Here is a 19856-nt window from a genome sequence, read left to right on the forward strand (position 1 = left end):
CCGGCAAGCGGATCAGCGCCATCGCCTACAACGCCGTGCGCGCCTAGCGACTTTAGCACACAGAACGCCTAGAAGGCCGGGTCGCTAGGCGCGGCATCGCGTGCATAGCGGCAGATGCGGTCTGCAAGACGCCCGAGACTGGCGCGTAGCGCCGGGAAGCCGTCGTTCTTCTCCAGGGTGCTTGGATCCATATAGAGGTCGCGGTTGATTTCGATCTGCAGGCTGTGCCGCCCTTCCGTCGGTCGGCCATGCCGCCAGACCAGTTCCGCGCCCTCGTAGGGATCGTTGATGGCGACGCTATAGTCCATCTCCTCGAGCACGGATGCCACAAAGGCTGTGAACTCGGGCGCGCAAGAGGTGCCGTCACGGTCGCCGAGAACGAAGGCGGGCCGAGCCCGGCCGGGGTCGGGCGACAAAGCATTGCCGAAGCCGGTCATCGAGTGGCAATTGACGTGCCATGCCGCTCCCCAGCATCGGTGCGCCTCGTCGAGCGCGGCATCCAGCACCTCGTGATAGGGCCGCCAGCACAGATCGATGCGGCGCTGCACCTCCGCGATACTGAGAAGCCGATCATAAATCGGTACTTTGTCTCCGATTTCGCGGAAGATCAGGCCGACTCCGCGCTTGGTATGATCGCTCGGGCTCACCGGACCCGGCCAGGGCTCTTCGAGCAGTTCCTCGTCGAGATCGACGAGCGTCCTATTGGGATCGATGTAGGTCCGGGCAAAACGGGCGATGACGAGCACCGCTCCATGTCGCGGCGCGTCGGCGACGAGTTCGTCGACGAAGCGATCCTCGCCGCCCTGGAGGAGGTGGAGCGGCACGGCCGGCCGGAAATCCGGCGGATAGACCGCGCCGCTATGGGGGGAATCAAAGACCACCGGCGTGCTTGATCCTGCAGGGTCGTGTCGCCGCACGGTCATCTCCTGCAGTGTTTCCCTGGCAGAAGGGCCCAACTCGCGATGCGTCCTGCTCATCTTCGTTCTTAGGCAATGTCTTCACCATGCTCGCCGGCGGGGTTGGCACGGGTCGGCATCTTTCGGATCTGTGGAGGAAGGTCCCGGCTGAATACATTGTGCAGGCGCTTCAGCTCCTCCACCGGCCGCTCGTGCTCGTCCACCCGGATATCCCAGAGCGGGTATTCCTCCGTGTCGACGACGTAAACCGTCGCCGAGCGCTCGCCCTTGGTGTCGCCGCCCGCTTGATCGCCGGCTGTCAGCGCCTCGACCAAGCGCTTGTCGAGCGGACTGTCGGCCATTTGCTTGAATGTCTCCGCCGCGGCGCGCAGAACATGCGGGCCGGCTAAGCGGTTGCCCTGCACGGTGAACCCGTCATCTAAGTGATGACCCGCCCAGTCGGGGCACCCGGAGCCCGTCCAGGCGGCCCTGCCACCCGATACGTCGACGATGGCGAACTGGCGCAGGTCGGCTCGGGGGTCAAGGTCTTTCAGGCGCTCCACGACTTCGTCAGCGGAAAGCCCTTGCCGCAAGAGATCAAGGCCGTCTATCCCGATATAGGGATTGAGCCGTGCCTGCGTGGCGATGGCGCCCACGCGGGTGAAAGCATGCGTCAGCAACTTGCCGACAGCAGGCATCGCAGTGGCCGCAGCGATCCCAAACTGGCCGGTCTTTGCGCATTTGGCGACGATCGAGAAGGTCATCGGTCAGGCTTTACGGTTTTTCGCATGGTGGAGGGCAACGTCACCCGCGCGAACCGGTTCCGCCGCAGGGATCGGCTCATAGTGGCCGACAAAGGATCGGTCCCCTCGCTGAGGATCGCAAGATAGCGTTGGTAGCTGAACACCCGCCCCCAGCGTGTCCACGACGCGGCCGTCCTCCGCGACAGTCAGTGGAAAAACCAAGCGTTGCCGGCCACATTGGCGCGACGGATGGATCGGAGCGGCAGCCCGCAACGAACCGGAGGAAGCCCGGCACCAAGCCGCGCACGATCGAAGAGTTCCCAACACCCCTCCTTGATGACTGGCTCGACCCACCAACGTTTCGGAAGGCGCTGGAGCTGCACATGCGCCGCCATGGCGACAGCTACTGGCATCTCCACCGTGTCGTCGTTCGCGCTGACAAAAAATTGACCATTCGACCATTCGCCACTGGATGCAGGGAACCAAAGCGCCGCGTAGCGTCGCGAGCATGGAGGTCCTCGGTCGCATCGAACGCCGCTATCGCCTTCCGGTGGGCTATTTTAAAGCGTAAGGCGGTCCTAAGTAGGGCTGCAAAAAATTGGCTGGGTCGACAGCACACCCCACCAAGCATATGAGTCCAGCAACGCTGACACACAAGGAGGCCAGATGCCTGACCGGCCAAGCGCCTACGATCATGCCGTGAACCAACACGATGTCGAGCAGATTGCACAAGTTGTCGCTAACCTCGGAGCAGGGATGAACAGCAATGACGTGGACTTGATCGACCGGCAGTTCACCGATGACGTGCTCTGGGTCACCGCCTCCGGCACGAGGCTGTTGGTATGGTACGAGATGAACGCCCACCACCGGCAGGGTCTGGATGATCCCCCACTAGACCTCCGGGTGACGTGGACGATGCTCGGCATCTATTTCCTCGGCCCAGATGTCGCCGTGGCAGACACCAAGCAGGACTACCTAACCCCAGAGACGGGAACCAAACACGGTACAGCGGTACTTATCAAGAAGAACCAGACGTGGTGGATCTGCTCGATGCAGCACACCAATGTAGTTTCGTGAACTTGGCCAGGCTGTTGACTCATCACAAAGCTCCAGCCCGTCACTTTTGCAATCTTCGCTTCCGCTTGAAGTAGCAACCGCAGACCGTGAAAGATCGCCCCGACGATCAAATCGGAACGACCAGGCCGGTCTCCACCCATCGTCGATACCGGCGGAAGACGCTGTTCCACTTGCCGTATTCATCAGGCAGATGTCGCCATCGCGCTCCATCCACATCATGGCGGCATCCGCGCCTCGTTCAGCAGGAAGAAGCGGACCGAACAGCGCCCATTCCTCGTCCGTCAAACTAATCCGTTCGCCCAAGGCTGCCTCCAAATGGAAGCCTTGAATCAAAACCCGATTCCGCAGTCAACCTTTGTCCACGAGCGCTAGCGTTGGCTCAGAGCCCGAACATTGGAGCGCCTCGTGTTGGCGGCGACCGGTCGGGCGTCCTAGTGCAGATGCCTCAGCTTGTCGGGATTCCGCATCACATAGATTGCGGCGACCTTTCCGCCCTCGATTTCGAGCGCGGTCGTCTGAAGTTCGCCGTCGGCCTCCAGCGTGATGAAACCGGGCAATCCGTTGACGAAACCGGCACGAACAAGTTTCGAGCCACTCTTCCGGAAGAGAGCCGCCAGCTGTTCATGGACCTGCATGACGGCATCGAAGCCGACGATGGGCTCCATGGCCGCCGGACGCTTGCCGCCGCCGTCGGCGTGGACACTGACATCGGCCGCCAGCATCGCGCCAAGCGCTTTCATATCGCCGCTGCGCGAAGCGTGGAAGAATGCGTCGGCAAGCTCGAGGCCAAGTTGTTTCTCCACCTGGAAGCGCGGTCGTGCCTCGCGGGCATGGGTGCGCGCCCGGGCGGCAAGCTGGCGGCAGGCAGCCGGGTCGCGCTCGATTGTGGCCGCGACTTCCTCAAATCCCTGCCCGAACACATCGTGCAGCAAGAAGGCCGCCCGCTCGAGCGGAGAAAGACGTTCCAGCGCAAGCATCAGTGGTAAGGTGACGTCTTCCTCTTCCTCCTCTTCGAGGACGGGATCGGGAAGCCAGGGGCCGACATAGATCTCGCGCTGACGCCGCGCCGACTTGAGCTGATCGAGACAGAGGCGCGTCACCGTGCGGCGCAGAAACGCCTCGGGCTCACGCACCTCGCTGCGGTCGGCCTTCATCCAGCGGATGAAGGCCTCTTGCACCATGTCCTCGGCGTCGGCCACGGAGCCCAGCATGCGATAGGCAACACGCATGAGCTTCGGACGCAGCGGGTCGAAACTGGCCGCTGCGTCCTCGTGGCTGACGCCAGCCATCAGGCAGCCGCCGTCGTTTGCATGGACTTTATGGCGGCCAGATCGGCAAACACGCCGAAGCCAACTGCGATGCGGTTCCACACACTGGTGACGTTGATCAGCAATGTCAGCTTGACCTGCTCCTCCTCGGTGAACTGAGCCTTCAGGGCTTCATAGGCGCTCTCATGCTCGTGTCGTCCTTCGGAGAGCCGCATCAGCGCCTCGGTCCAGCCGAGTGCGGCGCGTTCTCGGTCCGTATAGCAAGGAGCCTCTCGCCAGGCCGACAGCAGGTAGATGCGCTGCTCGGTCTCTCCTTTCTCGCGCGCTTCCGCTGCATGCATGTTGATGCAGTTGGCGCAGCCGTTGATCTGAGAGGCGCGGAGTTTCACGAGCTCGTTGAGGCTCGGCTCAAGGCTCGAAGCGGCGGCGATGGCAAGCCCAGCACCGGTCCATTTCTTCATGAGCTCTGGGGCCGCAACAAAGGGATCAAGTCTGGCAGTCACGGTTCGTCTCCTTCTGTTGGTTCCAACATCATGACGATCCAGAATCCGCCAATGTGACATCCACGTCGAAATCCTTGTTCGATGCCCACCGCGTCCGGCGTCACGTCGAGATCAAGCTCGTGGAACCGCAATATTGGCCAGCGGCTGGCCACGGAGATGCCTCCACCGTCCGGATCACGCGCGTCCGAGTGCAGGATTCCATAAACCGGACGGAGGAAATCGCGAAGCTGGTCACAATCCGGTCGGACGATCGTTTCCTGCAGGGCGATCAGATCGGGAGCCAGTATCTCGATTCCGGTCCTCAGCACCACCCGCCGCTTCTCGCCATCTCAATTCTACCGCAAGCTCGCGGCGGCCGCATCGACGGCGGCTTGCCACTCGGTCCGCGAAACCTCCTTGAAGGTCTGATCGCCCAGCGCGCCGGCGGCAAGCACGACGTCAGGCTCCAATCCACGGAGAAGCTCCAGGCTCTGCCGGAGATTGGGCTGGCCGGGGTCGTCCTCGAATCCGGCAGCGAGCCAGGAATCCTTACTTGGGACGATGGTGTCGCCGGTGAACAGATAGGTCCTGCCGTGAGGCGAGCGATAGAGGAATGCGGTGCTGCCATGCGTATGTCCCGGCGTCGGTATCACCTCGACGTTGTCAAGAAAGGTATGCCGGGAGGTGAAGGTCAGGTCCGGGGTGGTGCCGGCCTCGCGCTCGACGGCCTCCGCGTCCCGCTCGTGCACGGCAAGGGTGGAGCCAAAGAGCTGCTTGATCTTGGACAGCGACGGCGAAGCCTCATGCCAGTGGCCGAGAAGCTGGTGCGCGATGCCGCCCAACTCCTCGATCTTCCTTAGATCGTCGTCCTCGCCGGGCTTGCCGGACGCCTCGCGCCCCGTGTTGTAGAAGAGGACATTGCCGCCGTCGCGGATCAGCAGATAGGCGTGCGCGGCGGCCTTTGGCTCGCCTGGCACCGGCCGTTCGAGGCTCGTCTGCCACAGGTCGGGATAGAGCTGTCTCATGGTGTGCTCCTTTCCAAAATGGATTGAAGGAGCGCCCCATATAAATGTTCAAGCCAACTTCAATTCAAGCCCTTTCGCTTGCTGCCCCGGAATGAAGGCTTTGATGCCGCACCTTCACCCACCCAGTAGCGCGGCCCGGCGCCGAGGCTGGCCGCCCTGTCGGCGGGATTGATCATCCCGCAGCTTTCAAGGGACAGGCAGCCGCACATGATGCATTCCGTAAGACCCGCCTTCAGCCGTTCAAGCTCGGCAATGCGTTCATCGATCCGCGCCGTCCACGGGCCCGAAAGCCGCGCCCAGTCCTTGCCGGTGGGCACGTGGTCGGTCGGCAGCTTGTCGAGTTCCGTGCGGATCTCGTCGAGCGACATACCCAGACGCTGGGCAAAGACGATGAAGGCAATGCGGCGCAGCACCGAGCGGGGAAAGCGGCGGTGACCGGAGCCCGCGCGCTCGGAGCGGATCAACCCACGCTCTTCGTAGTAGCGCAAAGCTGAGGCGGCGACACCGCTCCGCTTCGCGATCTGGCTGATCGTGAGAAGACCTTGCATGTGTCAGTTATCGCAAATTCCCTGTTGACTTCAAGTTTGCTTGAACTTTTAGGCTTTGCCAATTGTTACGTCCGTATTTGCCGAACGCAATGGCTGCCGGCGAATGACAATGCTCCAGGAGGCGTTCATGACTCCGATCGTGCGGAAATTCACGCGCAATGACGCGAAGAACTGGGACCAGCTTGAGGACAAGCAGATATTCGGCGGCAATGTGATCGACCGGTCATATGGCTACGCGATGAGTTCGATGTACTGGCAACTTGGCCGAGGAGAGGAGGCGCCGGTTCCTGCTCCCTACGACGAAGTGTGGACCGTGATGCGGGGAAAAGTCTCGATCCGCAGCGATCAAGCTGCCGTGACGGCAGGTGCGGGCGAGATTTTGCTTGTCCCAAAGGGAACGCCCGGCACGGCGCATATCGAGGCGGACACGGAACTGCTCACAATCGCCCATCCGCCAAGCTGGGAGATTGCGCCGGAAGCCTGGCAGGCGATCCAGGCTGGCAACCAGATCGGAAGTGGTATGAAAAGGGTTTCCATCAACGAGGTTGTGAGCTGGGAGCAGGTCGGAGATCAGGCGTTCATCGCCCATATACCTGACAAGGCAGGCTTCGCGCTTGGCCTTGGGTTTGCACGACTTGCTCCCGACTCGGCTCTCACGCTGGCGGACGACTATGCATCGCATGACGTGATCATCGCGGTGACGAAGGGAGCCGCTGAGGTGAGCCTTTCCAACTCGGCGCTGACGATGCGTCCAGGCGAGTTCGTCTACCGTCCGGCAGGCAACGCTGTCGTGCTGCATGCGGCCGATGAGAGCGAGGCCGCCCTGGTGCGATACCCCGGTTCCGACCTAGCAGCCTGAAATGCGACTTGGCGGCGAGAGCCGATACAATGATGGAGGATCGAAAGATGCGACGGACCAAAGTCAATCCCTGGACCTTTCCCGGATTCTTCGACGCGGGAGTGATGATAGAAGGGCATCGTCGGGTCCTTTTTCTCAACGGGCAGGCTGCGGTCTCGGCCGATGGGGAGACGATGCACCCTGGCGACATGCGCGCGCAGGCCGCGCTCACGCTCGACAACATTGAAACGGTGCTCAGGGCGGCAGGGATGAGCGTTGCCAATATCGTGCGGATGAACACCTATGTGACCGATGTCGATGTCTATTTCGAGCATGCCGACGAACTGATCGCCGAGCGACTCGCCAAATTCGACGTCAGCCCACCGGGAGTGCTGGCCGGAATTTCAAGACTGGCTCGGCCGGAATTGCTCATAGAACTGGAGGCCATAGCTGCCGACTGAAGTCACTGTTGGCGGAGCGACCGCGTGATGGTAACTTCGAGGGGGCTTCAGACGGCCACGGATACGCGCAGACATGAACATGCCCTCACTCCCACGCCCGTGGCCTGTGAGGCCACCCATGAACGTTGGATCGAGAACGATGAGATCGCCCGCAGGCAGTGGCCGGCTGCATCATGTTCCCGCGAGGCCGCATCGGTCCCGCCGCGATCGCAGATCCTTCGACCGCATTCTGTTTCGGGGATGGAAAGAATGCTTTGTGAGGCTGGAACGCAGGTTCGGTATCAATCTCGTGGTGTATGTTCCGGCCGCCGCCATCCAGTTCCCGGATGAAGGCCCGCAGTTGTGTCGTCTTTACCGCAAGGCCTTTGCCAACCTGGGTTTGGTGCGGGAACTGGCGGCTTTGGAACGCCGCGCCAGCGCGCCAGTGGCTCTCGTCGCCTATCAAAAGCCCTGGCAGCGGGAAATCGGCCAGAAATTTCCCCCTTAGATGTCCGTCTTCTCACTCCAAGGCAAGCGCCACGGGGGCACAGGCTTTCCCACATAAACGGCGGGACCCCCGAACTGATCGGCCGTAATGTCGATCAGGACAGCGTCGGCAACCAGAACGGTGTGGGATGCGCTGCGGAAGGTTCCTCGAATTATCTCGCCGGCTTGCAGTTGATGCCGCAGATACAGCGAAGCAAGGCCGCAATTGAGGCGGGGGAAGATCGAAAGAGCGCGTGTCACGAACAGTTCGCTGTCGCCTACGGCCGGATTGTATTGTCGGTAGAGTTCGCCAAGCAGGCGCCGATCGCAGGCGCCTGCCTCGAATTCTCGCCGCGCCTGCAGCGCGACGGCCAAAAAGTGCTCAGGTGTCACCAATAGGGCCACGGGCGGATGAGATTGAATTCGGATCGAGCGTACCGAAATCGCTCAGGTGGACAGTACCCACGGAGACCGATTGCGGCTCTGTAAGAAGATCCGCTTCAAGAATGCCCGCGACGGTCTCCTTGTACATCGGCGACGTATCGAGGGAAGCGACCGCGGCCATATCGCGCCACAGCGTCAGCACCGTGGCTTCCGTTTCGCTGCGAAACATCACGCAGCCAAGGAAGCCTTCCTGCTTATGAAACATCGGCAATGAGATATCACGCGCGAAGGTTTCGTAGGCATCGCACCTGCCCGTCTTAAGCCCTGTCTTCCATAACCGTCCAATCATCGTTTTCCTCCATCGTTCCTCATGCGAACTCCAACGTTTCGCCGTCGGCCGGAATATGCAGCCGCGCTGCGAGCTCCGGATGTGCCTCGAAGTGACGGCGCAGAGCGCTACGGCTTACGGTAGCGTGATCGACCGCGTCGAGATGGGTTGCGATGACTGAGGCACGAGGCGCAATCCGCAGCACCTCGGCCACCATTGCCTCGTCCATGACCAGCGGGCCGATGCCGTTCCAGCTCGCTCCGCAGGCGTGCACCACGATCACATCGGGCTCCACCGCCGCGATCGTCTCCCGGACCTCCTCGCACAGGATCGTGTCACCCGCCCAGTAAAGAACGGGCTCTCCCTCTGCACGGAACACGAAACCTGAGACGTCTCCCATCTCGGCCAACACTTCCGGAGGGCCATGCCTTCCTGATGCAAGTCCGATCACCACATTGCCGTCACGAAGTTCCGAGCCAATCGGCGCTACATTTTCAAACCCTTGCGCCGCGATGGCCGCCGCATCACGTGCCGAGGAGAATATCCGAATATCACCGGGGAGGGCCGCCCGCGCGGCTTCGTCGAAGTGGTCGGAGTGTAGATGCGAAACGATGACAGCATCGATGCCCCCAACGATCTCGTCGAGCGGCAAGGGCAGGGGAACCAAGGGTGATCTGCCGCGTCCGGCATAACTTCGGCCTTCGCTTTTCCGGGCCAGCCAAGGATCGATAAGATAGCGCCGATCCGCCACGAGCAGGCGGAGCGTTGCACTTCGGATCAACTGCACCTTCATTTCAATCGCTCCATGACCGGATGCCATCATTAGCAACAGTACTATCCTTTCGCCGGCATGATCGCCGCGACCTGAACACTGCACACGGACCAGCGATACTTTCGGCAGCGCCGAGATTGACCGTCCAGGTCCAAGCCGTGCAGGGGCTTAATCGAGTTCCGAACGTGACGCGGTTGTCAGAACAGGCAGATCATGGCGGCGCACTGACTCGTAGATTATCGATGTTTCGATCCGTGTGACGCCGGGTCGATTGGTGAAGTTGTCGAGTGCCAGGTTTTTCAAGTGGGCGGTGTCTCGTACCGCGACGTGAATCACGAGGTCATAGCGGCCGGTGATCAGGAATGCTGCACGGACCTCGGGAACCGAAACCACCTCCCGCATAAAGCTATCGACGATCTCACGTTGATGCTTGGCGAGTTCGATCAGCAATAGAGCCTCCAGCCCCACTCCCAGCACCGCCGGATCAACCTCGGCATGGGTGCCGCGTAGTACACCGCCTGCCCAAAGCCGCTTCAGACGTTCGTGGCACGTCGACGGGGCAAGTCCGACGGCAGCAGCCAGTTCCTTGTTGGAGAGGCGCGCATTCTTCTGAAGAAGTGATAAAATATCGAAGTCTGTTCGATCTGGAGCGTCCATAACTGTATCCAAGCCGGAATCTATTCGCTTGAGCCGAAGTTTGCGGCATGTAGACTTAACCTGTCAACTTCAATGCGATGTGCCGCCATGCCTTATGAGCTCCAATCACTTCAATCGCTCGGTTCCGAGGAGATCGACCGGTTCCGGAAAGATGGCTATCTCGTCGTGCAAGGGCTGCTCTCGCCGGACCAGATTGAAGCTCTCCGCGAACGATTTCCGGTCCTTTTTGCCGGCACATTCGACACCGGCGTGTATCCAGACGAGTGGTACTGGCGCCAAGGCATCAGCCTTCCCGACGTCACCCGACACATGGCGAACGCCTGGAAGGCTGATCTGACAATCGCCAGCTTGGTGCTTTCTCGCAATATTGGCCAGGCAGCCGCGCTGCTGGGCGGCTGGTCCGGAGCCCGGCTTGGCCAGGATACGATCTGGTGGAAGCCGCCACACACAAAGGCTGTCTCCTATCACCAGGATTCCTCCTTCACGGACTTTCTCACGCCGCCCCAGACACTCACATGTTGGGTAGCGCTTGATGATACCCATAGGGAGGCTGGTACCCTGGAATACGTGCCCGGCTCCCACCTGTGGCCGCTGACGTCGATTCCGGATGATTTCCACGCCCCCGACGATTATCGAGCAGGAATGTTGCACGCGGCGCGGCAAGCTGGCATTGCGCCACCGGACCCGGTTTTCATCGAGGTGCCGGCAGGTTCATGTGTGTTTCACGCCGGCGAGATTTGGCATGGGTCTGGTCCGAATAAGAGCGGGGAACGCATGCGCCGGTCGATCGGCATTCACCTGTTGCCGAGCGAGGCGAGGTTTTCGTCGCGTCACGGCGGCTACATCTATCGGCGCTATCAGATAACCGGCGACGCGTCCCTCGACGAAAGCTTCTTTCCCATCCTCTGGTCCAATGTTGGCCATAGAACCCAATGGATCGATCAATATTGCGCAACGGGTCGGCGGCTACCCAACGCTGTGGCATAGCCGCCCCTGCACAGCAGATTGGGCATTTTCTTAGCAGGATGCGCGTGATGGGATGGGGCCGAGGGGAGGACTAGTAAATGGCAATTGACCTGAGTCACCTCCGTTATGTCATTGCTGCAGCGGATTACGGAAGTTTCCGCCGAGCCGCGACATTGCTCAACGTTCAAGTATCGACGATTAGCCGGCGGGTCCGCCATCTGGAGGATGAGATCGGTGCAGCGCTATTTGTCCGCCATAGCTCTGGCGTATGCCTCACATACGCAGGCGAGCAATTCGTCGCTGGGGCTCGCAAGGCGTTCCTCTACATTTCTCATGCCCTCGATGACGTGCATGCGATCGGTTGTGGTCAGCAGGGTGTGGTACGAATCGGGCTTTTCTCGTCGCTTGCTTCAGGCTTTCTAGCCAGTTTATTTCAAGCTTATCACAAAGAAAATGCGCGTGTTCGGCTTGAATTCATTGAAGGCGGACCGCCCGATCATTTGCCCGCTATTCGGCGCCACAATCTGGACGTCGCGTTCCTGACTGGACCTCCACCGGCTGACGATTGGGAAAGTACGCATCTGTGGAACGAGCAGGTTTATGTAGCGCTGCCGGAAGCCGATGAACTGGCCGTCCGAAAGGAGATTCGGTGGTTCGATCTGCGTGGCAGGCATTTCGTCGTGAGTGAGGCGCAGCCCGGACCAGAGATTCATGACTACCTCGTGAAGCACTTGGCGGAACTCGGGTATTCGCCCACCATTGAACGCCAGGCAGTGAACCGCGATACCTTGATGCAAATCGTCGCCGGAACACAGAAGCTCACGCTCACCAGCGAAGCCACGACGGCCACGCATTTCCCAGGTATATCTTTCAGGGCGCTTTCAGGGGAAATCCTCCCGTTCTTCGCGATCTGGTCTCCTAACAACGACAATCCTGCCTTCCGACGCTTCTTGAGCCTTGCGAAACTTGTTTCCAAACGAACCACGGGCGGCTCGAGTGCACGAGATCTGGCGCCGCCGTATCCGTGGGGCAGGCATCCCATGCGCGACGCATTCGGTACGGCATTATCGGGGAACAGTACGGCGCGGCCTGAATCTGCGAAGCCAAGCCGGTCGTTATCCGACGCCCAACCGAAAGCGACCTGAGCTTGGTGCTACGAATGAACATCCTTGCGAGGACAATGAAAAATGGAAGCCGAACCGGATCGCATCGAACCTTCTGCGCCGCACCTTCTGGGAGACGAACAAGCGGCAGCAATCCTGGTTGCGGTCGAGGAAGGCTTTGAGGAACAACTACAGTTCACGGAGGAGCTGGTGCGCTTTCCCTCAGAGCGCGGCCACGAGCATACATGTCAGGAATTCGTCCATGAGGCTTTGCGCGGTCGTGGCTACAAGATGGATCGCTGGGTGATCGATGTCGACGAGCTCAAGGACCACCCGGCCTTCTCGCCGGTGGTGGTGAGCTACGACAATGCGGTCAACGTGGTGGGCACGCACGTGCCGCGCGAGGCGAAGGGCCGGTCCCTGATCCTCAACGCACATATCGACGTCGTCCCCACGGGTCCCCTTGAGATGTGGTCGAGACCACCTCACGAACCCTGGCGGAACGGAGACTGGCTCTACGGTCGCGGTGCCGCCGACATGAAGGCGGGGCTCGCCGCAAATATCTATGCCATGGACGCGCTGCGGCGCCTCGGCTACCAGCCGGCGGCCACACTTTATCAGCAGTCGGTCACAGAGGAGGAGTGTACGGGAAACGGCACCTTGGCCTGCCTCGTGCGTGGGTATCACGCCGACGCGATCATCTGTCCGGAGCCGGAAGACGACATGCTTGTGCGTGCGAATGTCGGGGTGCTGTGGTTTCAGATACGGATCAACGGCCATCCCGCCCATGTGCGCGAAGCGGCCTCCGGCTCCAATGCGATCCTTGCAGCCTATCGCATAATCGACGCACTGTATGAACTGGCGGAGCAGTGGAACGGACAAAAGCAACGCTATCCATATTTCGAGAATCTACCCCATCCGATCAACTGCAATGTCGGCCTTATCCAAGGCGGCGAATGGACCTCGTCCGTGCCCTCCTGGTGCAACGTCGACGTGCGCATGGCGATCTATCCTGGCGACAAGGCGACCGATCGTCAGCGCGAGATTGAAACTTGCCTAAGGCGTGCCTCGGCAGACCACCCGTTCCTCGCAAATAATCCGCCGGAGATCGTGTGGACCGGGTCGCTGCGCGAAGGGTACGTGCTCAATGAGGGTAGTGAGGCGGAGCGGGTGCTGGCCCGGGCGCACCAGCGGAGCTTCGGTGGGCCTCTTGCGTCTTTCGTGACATCGGGCGGCCTGGACGGTGGCTACTTCATCCTCTGGGACGGAAAGCCTTGTCTCACCTACGGACCTTACTCGGAGAACATCCACGGGTTTGACGAACGCGTGCGGATCGGCTCGGTCAAGAAGGTCACCGGCGCCATCGCCTTGTTCATCGCCGAATGGTGCGGCTTAGAGCCGGTGGAGGCGGGCGGCTGACGGCGGCATGAGCATTCGACCGGCAACCCACGCGATGATCTGCTGCCCTGCGACAATTGGGTTTGGTGCCAGATGCTGGGGTTGCGCGAGATATGTCCAGCCGGCGGTCATGTCGGGAAGCAGAGGATGAGACAGAGGAAATCCACTGACCGCAGTTGCAGTTCCACCTACGCGATCTGACCGTATCGCGCGAACCGGTACACGGCAGGACATCACGTTGGCCATTTCGCTCCTGGCACAAGTCCAGCCGCAAACTGCGTAAGAACCTGCCGGACAAGCGCTTCTCCACCATCGTGACCTCGCCTTGCGGCCCCAAGAGAACCATCCATCAGGAGCATCGACAGGCCGTGGACCTGCGCCCAGGCAGCGATCGCTGCAATTTCGACTGCCTCCGGTGTCATATCGCTGGAAAGGTACTCGGCAAGAGCATCCTTGATCGGGCGGAAGGACGCATTCTTGGCCTCGGCAACATCCTGATGTCCGCGCCAGTCCGAGACGCCGACGCCGAACATCAGCCGATAGGACTGCGGGCGGGTTGAGGCAAAACGGACATAGTCGAGACCAAGGCGGATAACGCGCTCTAGGCCAGGTACGGTAGCGCCCATGGTCGCTAGCTGGGATGCCTCCAATTCGCGGAAACCGGCCTCTGCCAAAGTCGCAAGCAAATCCTCCTTACCGCGAAAATGGTTATAGGGAGCGGTCTGCGAGACGCCGGCCGCGCGCGCGACTGCGCGAAATGAGATCGCTTCCGGTCCGTCGCGTTCAAGCATTTCGCCGGCGGCGGCGATCAGCGCCGCTTTTAAGTATCCATGATGATAGCTGCGCGTAGCCGTCCCGACGCCGCCTGCTTTCCTCGTCAATCTGCCAATCCCTTCCCTCAATGTTGACAGCGCTCATTTCGGAATCTATGGTCAAGTTAGCAGCGTCAACATCTGGTGGCAATCAAGTGTCAGTACCGGGACAACATGGGATATGGAAATGATTCCGTCGGACAAACTGAAGAACCCTAGCCGCAGATTAGCTATCGGAGGAGGACTTGCCGTTGGCGCGGTCGCAGGCTTGGTGGGCGGCGCCGCAATAGCCGGATCGGCACGAGCGCCAGCGCCTACGCTGATCAATGGCATGCGGCGGTTCGACGGCAAGGTGGTGCTGATCACCGGTGCGACGTCCGGAATCGGGCACGCAACCGCTAAGGCCTTCGCCCGTGAGGGCGCAAAAGTTGCGTTCTGCGGCCGGCGCGAAACACTTGGAGCAGGCGTGGCGCGCGAGCTCAGGGCAGCCGGCGGCGAGGCCATCTTTATCCGGGCGGATGTGCGCGAAGAAGACCAGGTGGCAGCGTTCGTGGAGCGAGCCGTCGATGTTTATGGAGGTATTGATATTGCGTTTAACAATGCGGGGATCACCATTCAGAAGCCTACGCATGAGTTCTCGCTCGCCGAATGGGACGATGTCATAAACACCAATCTGCGTGGCGTGTTCTTCGCCATGAAGTACGAGATCCCTCATATGCTCGCCCAGGGTGGAGGGACGATTCTCGTTACCTCCTCGGCAAACCAGCACCTTACATCTGCCAATCGGAGCATTTACGCGGCCAGCAAGTCCGGCCTCATCGGCCTCGTCCGCTCGGCGGCCCTCGACTATGCAGAGAGCGGAATTAGGATCAACGCCATTGTTCCCGGCACCACGGACACGGCGCTCGTGCGCCGCGCTGGGGGGATGGAGGCTGTTCCAGACGCTGCGTGGCAGATTGGCGCGGCGCGATGGGCGAAATCCAATCTTCACGGCATGAAGCGCATGGCCAACGCGGACGAAATGGCGGCTTTCATCGTAGCGATGGCCTCGCCCGAACTGACCTACATGACCGGCTCGTCACTCATCGCCGATGGCGGCAGCGGCGCGGGTTGAGCTGCGGGCGTTAGGTAGCGCGCCGACCTCGGCAGCCGAGGTGGCCGCTTTGCGGGCCCGGTGGCGCCGCACCCCTCCGGTAGGGCATCACGTGCGGGTTCGCCCCTGTCCCTCAAGACAAAGGAGAGCTGGCCTTCGATCGGGGCGTCGCGAAGCAACTCATGCTGGTAGAGCGCCATGCGAGCATGAGCGCCATGATGCATCACCCCAAGTATCTCCGACCGGCAGGATCAGCGGTAGAGAAACACTGCGGATGTCTAACATGACGGCGGACTAGTCCATCGTCACCTTGACCGGCTTATCGTCGGGAAACGCCCAGTTTAAGCTTGTCATTGTGGACCTCCATAGGGTTCCAGCACCAAATCGCGGGTCACGACGACGCGCACTGGAAATCCAGGCCGGATGCTGAGGGTCGGCGAGACCTGCAACTGGCGCTGGACGATCTGCTGGCCCGCGTCGTTGATCGTGTCCTGAGCACCGTTACGGATCGCCTGGATCAGGCGCTCGTCGTCGTCCATTGTGAGCTCGGCCCCGACGGACAGCAGTGTGGAGAGACCGGCGGCCTTAACGAGATCCCACCAATGGTAGTCGACCCCATCCTCCAGGCCAGCATAGCCTTGGGTATCCGAACCAGGCTGACGTTCCAGGACGATGGAGCGGCCATTGGGGAAGATCAGCCGGTTCCAAACGAGGAGCACGCGCCGATCGCCGAAGGTCACGGCGTTGCTGTATTCGCCGATGATGCGCGTACCCTGCGGAATGAGGACCATGCTGCCGGTCGGACTGTCGTAGATGTGCTGCGTGACCTGTGCCGTGATCTGACCGGGCAGATCGGAGCGAATGCCGGTGATCAGAGCAGCCGGGATGACGGAACCGGCCTGCAGCACATAGGGTGAGGCCGGTGCCATCACACGGTCGGGCGCGACGGTGCGCCGATCCACGGGACCGTTGAGGAAAGCAAGATCGCTGTTCTGAGCGGCTGACGACCGCGCGCCCAGATTGAAACCGCTGGGGTCAGGCGCTGGCGCAGCATTTGCGGTGGTCGGGCGTGTCTGGAAGAAGACCTCGCTGGTGCGCGCGGCTTCTTCCTCGACCAGGCGCCGCTGCTCTTCCGGATCGACGGCCGGTGCGTTGATCTTCGGTGGCGGGACGGGCTGGCCGCGCTCCTGGGCATCGAGGATCGGACGGCCGAGATCGCCGGGCAGCGCGGGACCGAGCACCGGACCGGTATAATCGCGGGGCAATTCGTTGAGCTCGTCGGCGGTATTCCTGTTCTCGGTCGAGTAGAGCTCTTCGTTGTCGGCTAAGTTCTTGGGCGTTTGGAGCGCGTAGATCAGCGCGCCGCCGACGCCGATGGCGGCGATGAGACCGAGGCCAGCGAGAACCCGGCGCGAAAGCCGCGTGACGCGCGGCGGGGCGCCGCGCAGCCGCATCGGTTCGACCGTGTCGGCGGGAGGCGCTTCGAGCGTAACGCCTTCTTCCTTGTTGTCGTCGAGGTCGCTCATGACGCTGGCCTCCCGTCGGTGCGCACGATCCTGACGGTCTGCTGGCGGTCTCCACTGCCGAGGCGCAGTTCCGCGGCTGCAAATATACGGTCCACGATCAGGATGTTCCGGTAGATGCGGCTGTTGACGATCTCTGGTTCGCCGTCGGAGCCGAGCACGAAGAGCGGCGGCATCTCGCCCTGGACGATCCCGGCGGGGAAGACGATGTAGACACGCCGTCCGTCATCAAAGACCGAGACCGGCCGCCAGGGCGGGCTGTCGCCCTGCAGGCCATAGCGATAGTGGCGCATGGAGGCCGCCGGAATCGTAGGCGTGGTCGGTTTGGTGCGCTGCGTGACGGGCGGCTGCGGATAGGCCCAGGCGACGGCGGGCATGTAAGGATCGTCGCGCGAGCGCAGTTCGATCATGTAGGTGCGCCGGTCGGTGGTGATGATCAGGTTGGTCACGATGTCGGGCCGCGTCGGCTTGACCAGGATGTGCACACGCCGGGTTGTCCCGGAGCCGCTTTCGGTGTCGCCGATGATCCATCTTGCGGTGTCGCCTGCCGCAATCGGACCGGCCCCGGTCAGCGTCTCGCCCGGCTCGAGCGCGATATTGGTGATCTGACCGGGCGCGGCATAGACTTGGTAGAGCGCGCCTTCGCTCCAGGGATAAATCTGGATGGCATTGTAGTAGCCTTCCCGCCGAGGTTCGACGCGCGCGGCCGCATTTGCGTTCTCGACCTGGCGGGTCGGCGTCGCCGCATCCGAACCACCTCGTGCAACGGCCCAGGCCGGTGGCGTATGGAGCGCCTGCGGCCGTTCGTCGACCGAGGGTCTCTCTACGGCAGGCAGCGGCGGAACGCTGTCGTCGTAACTGATTTCCGGCGGGCGGTAGGTGGCGCATCCCGCGAGTGCCGTGGCGGAAAGCATTACAAGCGTAAGTGCGGATTTACGGAAAACCGGAAGTGCGGGGTTGCGGACAATTGTACTCATTGGCCCATCTCCCGCGACCAGTTGATGGCGTTGACGTATATGCCGAGCGGGTTGGCGCGCAGCTTATCGGCGTCACGGGGTGGCTGGATGACGATGGTCAGGATCGCCGTCCATCGCTCCGTCGTGGAAAGCTGGCCGTTCTCATAATGGCGCTCGGTCCAGGCGACGCGGAAGGAATTCGGCGAGGCGCGGATGACGCTGGAGACCTCGACCGCGACCTGGCTCCGCCCGACCTTCGCGAAAGGATCGTTGGCGCGGGCATAGTCATTGAGCGCGAGAGCGCCGCGATCGGTGGTGAACTCATAGGCGCGCAGCCAGTTCTGGCGCACGACGATCGCATCGGCGGGTATCGCGCGCACCTGTTCGATGAAGCGCGCCAGATGAAACGCGATCTGCGGATCGCTGGGCTGGTAGTCGGCCGTCGCGGGGGCGACGGCTTGCACCTGGCCGAGATTGTCGACCTCGACGACCCAAGGCACCACGGAACCGGTCGTGGATTGCCAGACCAGAGCGCTTGCGAAGCCGCCTGAGAGGATCAGGCAGCCGAAGGCGATGAGCCGCCAGTTGCGCGCCTGCACGCGGGCCGAGCCGATGCGCTCGTCCCAGACCTGGGCCGCGCGCTGATACGGCGTTTCGGGTTCGGGAGACTCGCCGTAATGGGTGGTGGATCGTTTGAAGAAGCTCATGAGCGGTTCCCTTCGGAGAGATTGACGGAGCTGGCGCCGCCGTGGCTGTCGCCGGAGCGCACCGCATACGCGGCAGCCTGAACGCCGTGGGAGAGACGCTGCGAGCGCTTCATGCGCTTCGCCCAATCGGGCGGGCCGCCGGTGGTGGAGGAAGTCGGAGAAGCGGCCGTACTGGCGGAGCTGGCGGCATTGCCCACGGTCCCGCCTGTCGTCTCGAAAGCAGACCGGGCGCCAGACTGGAAACTCCGCTGCATGCTTCCCGCGGCCTTGGCCCCGGCGCGCCGCAGCGGAGACGTGGCCGCGCGAGCGCCTGTGCTCGCCACGGCGCCAAGTCCAGACGCGACACCGGCTGCTCCGGACTGACCGGCGGAACCGAGGCTGTACGCGGTTGCCGCACCACCCGCCGCAGCGGCGCCCCCGCGCGCGGCGGCAGCCGTGCCGGAGAGCGCCATGCCGCTCCCTCTGGCGGCGAGACCTGCGGCCCCCGCACCTGCGAGTGCGGCGCCGCCTACAGCCAGGCCGGTTCCGACGGCCGCGCCCGCGCCGAGCTGCGGACCGCCGGAGACAATGCCGTTGGCAATGCCCGGTCCGAAGATGCCGAGGCCGAGCAGAGAAAGGGCCGCGAGCACCACGGCCATGGCCTCGTCGATCGTGGGCGTCACTCCGCCGAAGCCAGCGGTGAATTGCGAGAACAGGGTCGAGCCGATACCGATGATGACGGCGAGCACCAGCACCTTGATGCCGGACGAGATCACATTGCCGAGCACGCGCTCTGCCATGAAGGCTGTCTTGCCGAAGAGGCCGAACGGGATCAGCACGAAGCCGGCGAGCGTCGTCAGCTTGAATTCGATCAAGGTGATGAAGAGCTGGATGGCGAGAATGAAGAAGGCCAGGAGGACCAGCGCCCAGGCGAAGAGCAGGCAGGCGATCTGAATGAAGTTCTCGAAGAAGGCGACCCAGCCCATCAGGTCGGAAATGGATTCAAGCAGCGGCCGCGCGGCATCAAGGCCGGTCTGGGCGACACGGCCGGGCCGCATCAGATCGGCGTCGGTGAAGCCGGTGCCAGACGCCATCAGGCCGAGGCCGGCGAAGCTCTCGAAGACGATGCGGGCGAGGTTGTTCCAGTTGCCGATGATATAGGCGAAGACGCCGACGAAGAGGGTCTTCTTGACGAGCCGCGCGATGATGTCGTCGTCGGCGCCCCAGGACCAGAACAGCGCGGCGAGGGTCACGTCGATGACGATCAGCGTCGTCGCGATGAAGGCAACCTCGCCACCGAGCAGGCCGAAGCCGCTATCGATATAGCTGGTGAAGACCCCAAGGAAGTTGTCGATGACGCCCGTGCCGCCCATGG

25 protein-coding genes are annotated in these 19856 nt (G+C 62.0%); 8 read left to right on the forward strand and 17 right to left on the reverse strand.

All coding sequences use genetic code 11. The annotated features are described in order from the left end of the window. Positions 1–68: 68 nt before the first annotated feature. Positions 69–977: an N-formylglutamate amidohydrolase gene (locus N5A92_RS14740; RefSeq protein ID WP_260904078.1), complete on the reverse strand. Its 909-nt coding sequence runs from the start codon at positions 975–977 to the stop codon at positions 69–71. Between the two features lie 8 nt (positions 978–985). Next, complete coding sequence (locus N5A92_RS14745; RefSeq protein ID WP_260904080.1) at positions 986–1660, reverse strand: DUF1028 domain-containing protein; 675 nt, start codon at positions 1658–1660, stop codon at positions 986–988. 645 nt (positions 1661–2305) lie between these two features. Between N5A92_RS14745 and N5A92_RS14750 the strand changes: the two genes are divergently transcribed. Beyond that, positions 2306–2716: an SgcJ/EcaC family oxidoreductase gene (locus N5A92_RS14750; RefSeq protein WP_260904081.1), complete on the forward strand. Its 411-nt coding sequence runs from the start codon at positions 2306–2308 to the stop codon at positions 2714–2716. A gap of 106 nt (positions 2717–2822) precedes the next feature. Here the strand turns inward: N5A92_RS14750 and N5A92_RS27480 are convergent, their stop codons facing one another. The 6 genes from N5A92_RS27480 to soxR form a co-directional block, all read right to left on the reverse strand. Beyond that, positions 2823–2930 (reverse strand): transposase, encoded by a 108-nt coding sequence (locus N5A92_RS27480; protein ID WP_425248587.1) that lies wholly within the window; start codon positions 2928–2930, stop codon positions 2823–2825. A gap of 217 nt (positions 2931–3147) precedes the next feature. Next, the gene (locus N5A92_RS14755; protein ID WP_260904082.1) at positions 3148–4005 is read right to left on the reverse strand and encodes a sigma-70 family RNA polymerase sigma factor; all 858 of its coding nucleotides are present in this window, start codon (positions 4003–4005) and stop codon (positions 3148–3150) included. After that, entirely contained in the window at positions 4005–4487 is a 483-nt protein-coding gene (locus tag N5A92_RS14760; RefSeq protein ID WP_260904083.1) for a carboxymuconolactone decarboxylase family protein, read from the reverse strand. Before N5A92_RS14760 ends, N5A92_RS14755 begins: the two co-directional genes overlap by 1 nt. Continuing rightward, entirely contained in the window at positions 4484–4798 is a 315-nt protein-coding gene (locus tag N5A92_RS14765; RefSeq protein ID WP_260904086.1) for an exonuclease/endonuclease/phosphatase family protein, read from the reverse strand. The genes N5A92_RS14760 and N5A92_RS14765 overlap by 4 nt, the downstream gene beginning before the upstream one ends. 24 nt (positions 4799–4822) lie before the next feature. Beyond that, positions 4823–5491 carry an MBL fold metallo-hydrolase gene (locus N5A92_RS14770; RefSeq protein WP_260904089.1) on the reverse strand — a complete coding sequence of 223 codons (669 nt, stop codon included), beginning with the start codon at positions 5489–5491 and terminating at the stop codon, positions 4823–4825. Positions 5492–5550: 59 nt separating this feature from the next. Next, positions 5551–6039: a redox-sensitive transcriptional activator SoxR gene (soxR, locus tag N5A92_RS14775; protein WP_260904092.1), complete on the reverse strand. Its 489-nt coding sequence runs from the start codon at positions 6037–6039 to the stop codon at positions 5551–5553. Positions 6040–6166: 127 nt separating this feature from the next. Between soxR and N5A92_RS14780 the strand changes: the two genes are divergently transcribed. From N5A92_RS14780 to N5A92_RS14790, 3 genes are all read left to right on the forward strand, one after another. After that, a complete protein-coding gene (locus tag N5A92_RS14780; RefSeq protein WP_260904094.1) occupies positions 6167–6898 on the forward strand; it encodes a cupin domain-containing protein in 732 nt (243 codons plus the stop codon). A gap of 47 nt (positions 6899–6945) precedes the next feature. Then, complete coding sequence (locus N5A92_RS14785; protein ID WP_260904095.1) at positions 6946–7338, forward strand: RidA family protein; 393 nt, start codon at positions 6946–6948, stop codon at positions 7336–7338. A 256-nt stretch (positions 7339–7594) separates the two neighbouring features. Next, positions 7595–7825, forward strand: coding sequence for a hypothetical protein (locus tag N5A92_RS14790; protein ID WP_260904096.1), 231 nt, complete (start codon positions 7595–7597; stop codon positions 7823–7825). Here the strand turns inward: N5A92_RS14790 and N5A92_RS14795 are convergent. From N5A92_RS14795 to N5A92_RS14810, 4 genes are all read right to left on the reverse strand, one after another. After that, the gene (locus N5A92_RS14795; protein ID WP_260904098.1) at positions 7822–8178 is read right to left on the reverse strand and encodes a hypothetical protein; all 357 of its coding nucleotides are present in this window, start codon (positions 8176–8178) and stop codon (positions 7822–7824) included. The two genes, N5A92_RS14790 and N5A92_RS14795, sit on opposite strands and share 4 nt — an antisense overlap. A gap of 7 nt (positions 8179–8185) precedes the next feature. Then, complete coding sequence (locus tag N5A92_RS14800; protein WP_260904100.1) at positions 8186–8536, reverse strand: antibiotic biosynthesis monooxygenase family protein; 351 nt, start codon at positions 8534–8536, stop codon at positions 8186–8188. A gap of 19 nt (positions 8537–8555) precedes the next feature. Next, a complete protein-coding gene (locus N5A92_RS14805) occupies positions 8556–9308 on the reverse strand; it encodes an MBL fold metallo-hydrolase (RefSeq protein WP_260904101.1) in 753 nt (250 codons plus the stop codon). Positions 9309–9455: 147 nt separating this feature from the next. After that, entirely contained in the window at positions 9456–9944 is a 489-nt protein-coding gene (locus tag N5A92_RS14810; protein ID WP_260904102.1) for an Lrp/AsnC family transcriptional regulator, read from the reverse strand. Between the two features lie 72 nt (positions 9945–10016). Here N5A92_RS14810 and N5A92_RS14815 point away from each other — a divergent pair, with 72 nt between their 5' ends. The 3 genes from N5A92_RS14815 to N5A92_RS14825 all read left to right on the forward strand — a co-directional run bounded on the left by N5A92_RS14815 (position 10017) and on the right by N5A92_RS14825 (position 13432). Continuing rightward, positions 10017–10931 carry a phytanoyl-CoA dioxygenase family protein gene (locus tag N5A92_RS14815; RefSeq protein ID WP_260904104.1) on the forward strand — a complete coding sequence of 305 codons (915 nt, stop codon included), beginning with the start codon at positions 10017–10019 and terminating at the stop codon, positions 10929–10931. A gap of 77 nt (positions 10932–11008) precedes the next feature. Next, entirely contained in the window at positions 11009–12055 is a 1047-nt protein-coding gene (locus N5A92_RS14820) for a LysR family transcriptional regulator (protein ID WP_260904107.1), read from the forward strand. Positions 12056–12097: 42 nt separating this feature from the next. Further along, a complete protein-coding gene (locus tag N5A92_RS14825) occupies positions 12098–13432 on the forward strand; it encodes an ArgE/DapE family deacylase (RefSeq protein WP_260904108.1) in 1335 nt (444 codons plus the stop codon). A gap of 212 nt (positions 13433–13644) precedes the next feature. On the opposite strand, the gene N5A92_RS14830 is transcribed toward N5A92_RS14825, so the two are convergent. Beyond that, positions 13645–14292, reverse strand: coding sequence for a TetR/AcrR family transcriptional regulator (locus N5A92_RS14830; protein ID WP_260904109.1), 648 nt, complete (start codon positions 14290–14292; stop codon positions 13645–13647). 262 nt (positions 14293–14554) lie between these two features. Here N5A92_RS14830 and N5A92_RS14835 point away from each other — a divergent pair, with 262 nt between their 5' ends. Then, positions 14555–15337: an SDR family NAD(P)-dependent oxidoreductase gene (locus tag N5A92_RS14835; RefSeq protein ID WP_260904111.1), complete on the forward strand. Its 783-nt coding sequence runs from the start codon at positions 14555–14557 to the stop codon at positions 15335–15337. 329 nt (positions 15338–15666) lie between these two features. Here the strand turns inward: N5A92_RS14835 and N5A92_RS14840 are convergent, their stop codons facing one another. Genes N5A92_RS14840 through trbL form a run of 4 tightly spaced genes read right to left on the reverse strand, consistent with a single transcriptional unit; the run spans position 15667 to position 19854 of the window. Further along, positions 15667–16842 carry a TraB/TrbI/VirB10 family type IV secretion system protein gene (locus N5A92_RS14840; protein WP_260904112.1) on the reverse strand — a complete coding sequence of 392 codons (1176 nt, stop codon included), beginning with the start codon at positions 16840–16842 and terminating at the stop codon, positions 15667–15669. Then, the gene (trbG, locus tag N5A92_RS14845; RefSeq protein WP_260904114.1) at positions 16839–17816 is read right to left on the reverse strand and encodes a P-type conjugative transfer protein TrbG; all 978 of its coding nucleotides are present in this window, start codon (positions 17814–17816) and stop codon (positions 16839–16841) included. Before trbG ends, N5A92_RS14840 begins: the two co-directional genes overlap by 4 nt. Then, complete coding sequence (gene trbF / locus N5A92_RS14850; RefSeq protein WP_260904116.1) at positions 17813–18502, reverse strand: conjugal transfer protein TrbF; 690 nt, start codon at positions 18500–18502, stop codon at positions 17813–17815. Before trbF ends, trbG begins: the two co-directional genes overlap by 4 nt. Beyond that, positions 18499–19854: a P-type conjugative transfer protein TrbL gene (gene trbL, locus N5A92_RS14855; protein ID WP_260904118.1), complete on the reverse strand. Its 1356-nt coding sequence runs from the start codon at positions 19852–19854 to the stop codon at positions 18499–18501. Before trbL ends, trbF begins: the two co-directional genes overlap by 4 nt. Between the last annotated feature and the right edge of the window lie 2 nt (positions 19855–19856).

Origin of the sequence: Chelativorans salis (assembly GCF_025336525.1) — a bacterium.
GTDB classification, from domain to species: domain Bacteria; phylum Pseudomonadota; class Alphaproteobacteria; order Rhizobiales; family Rhizobiaceae; genus Chelativorans; species Chelativorans salis.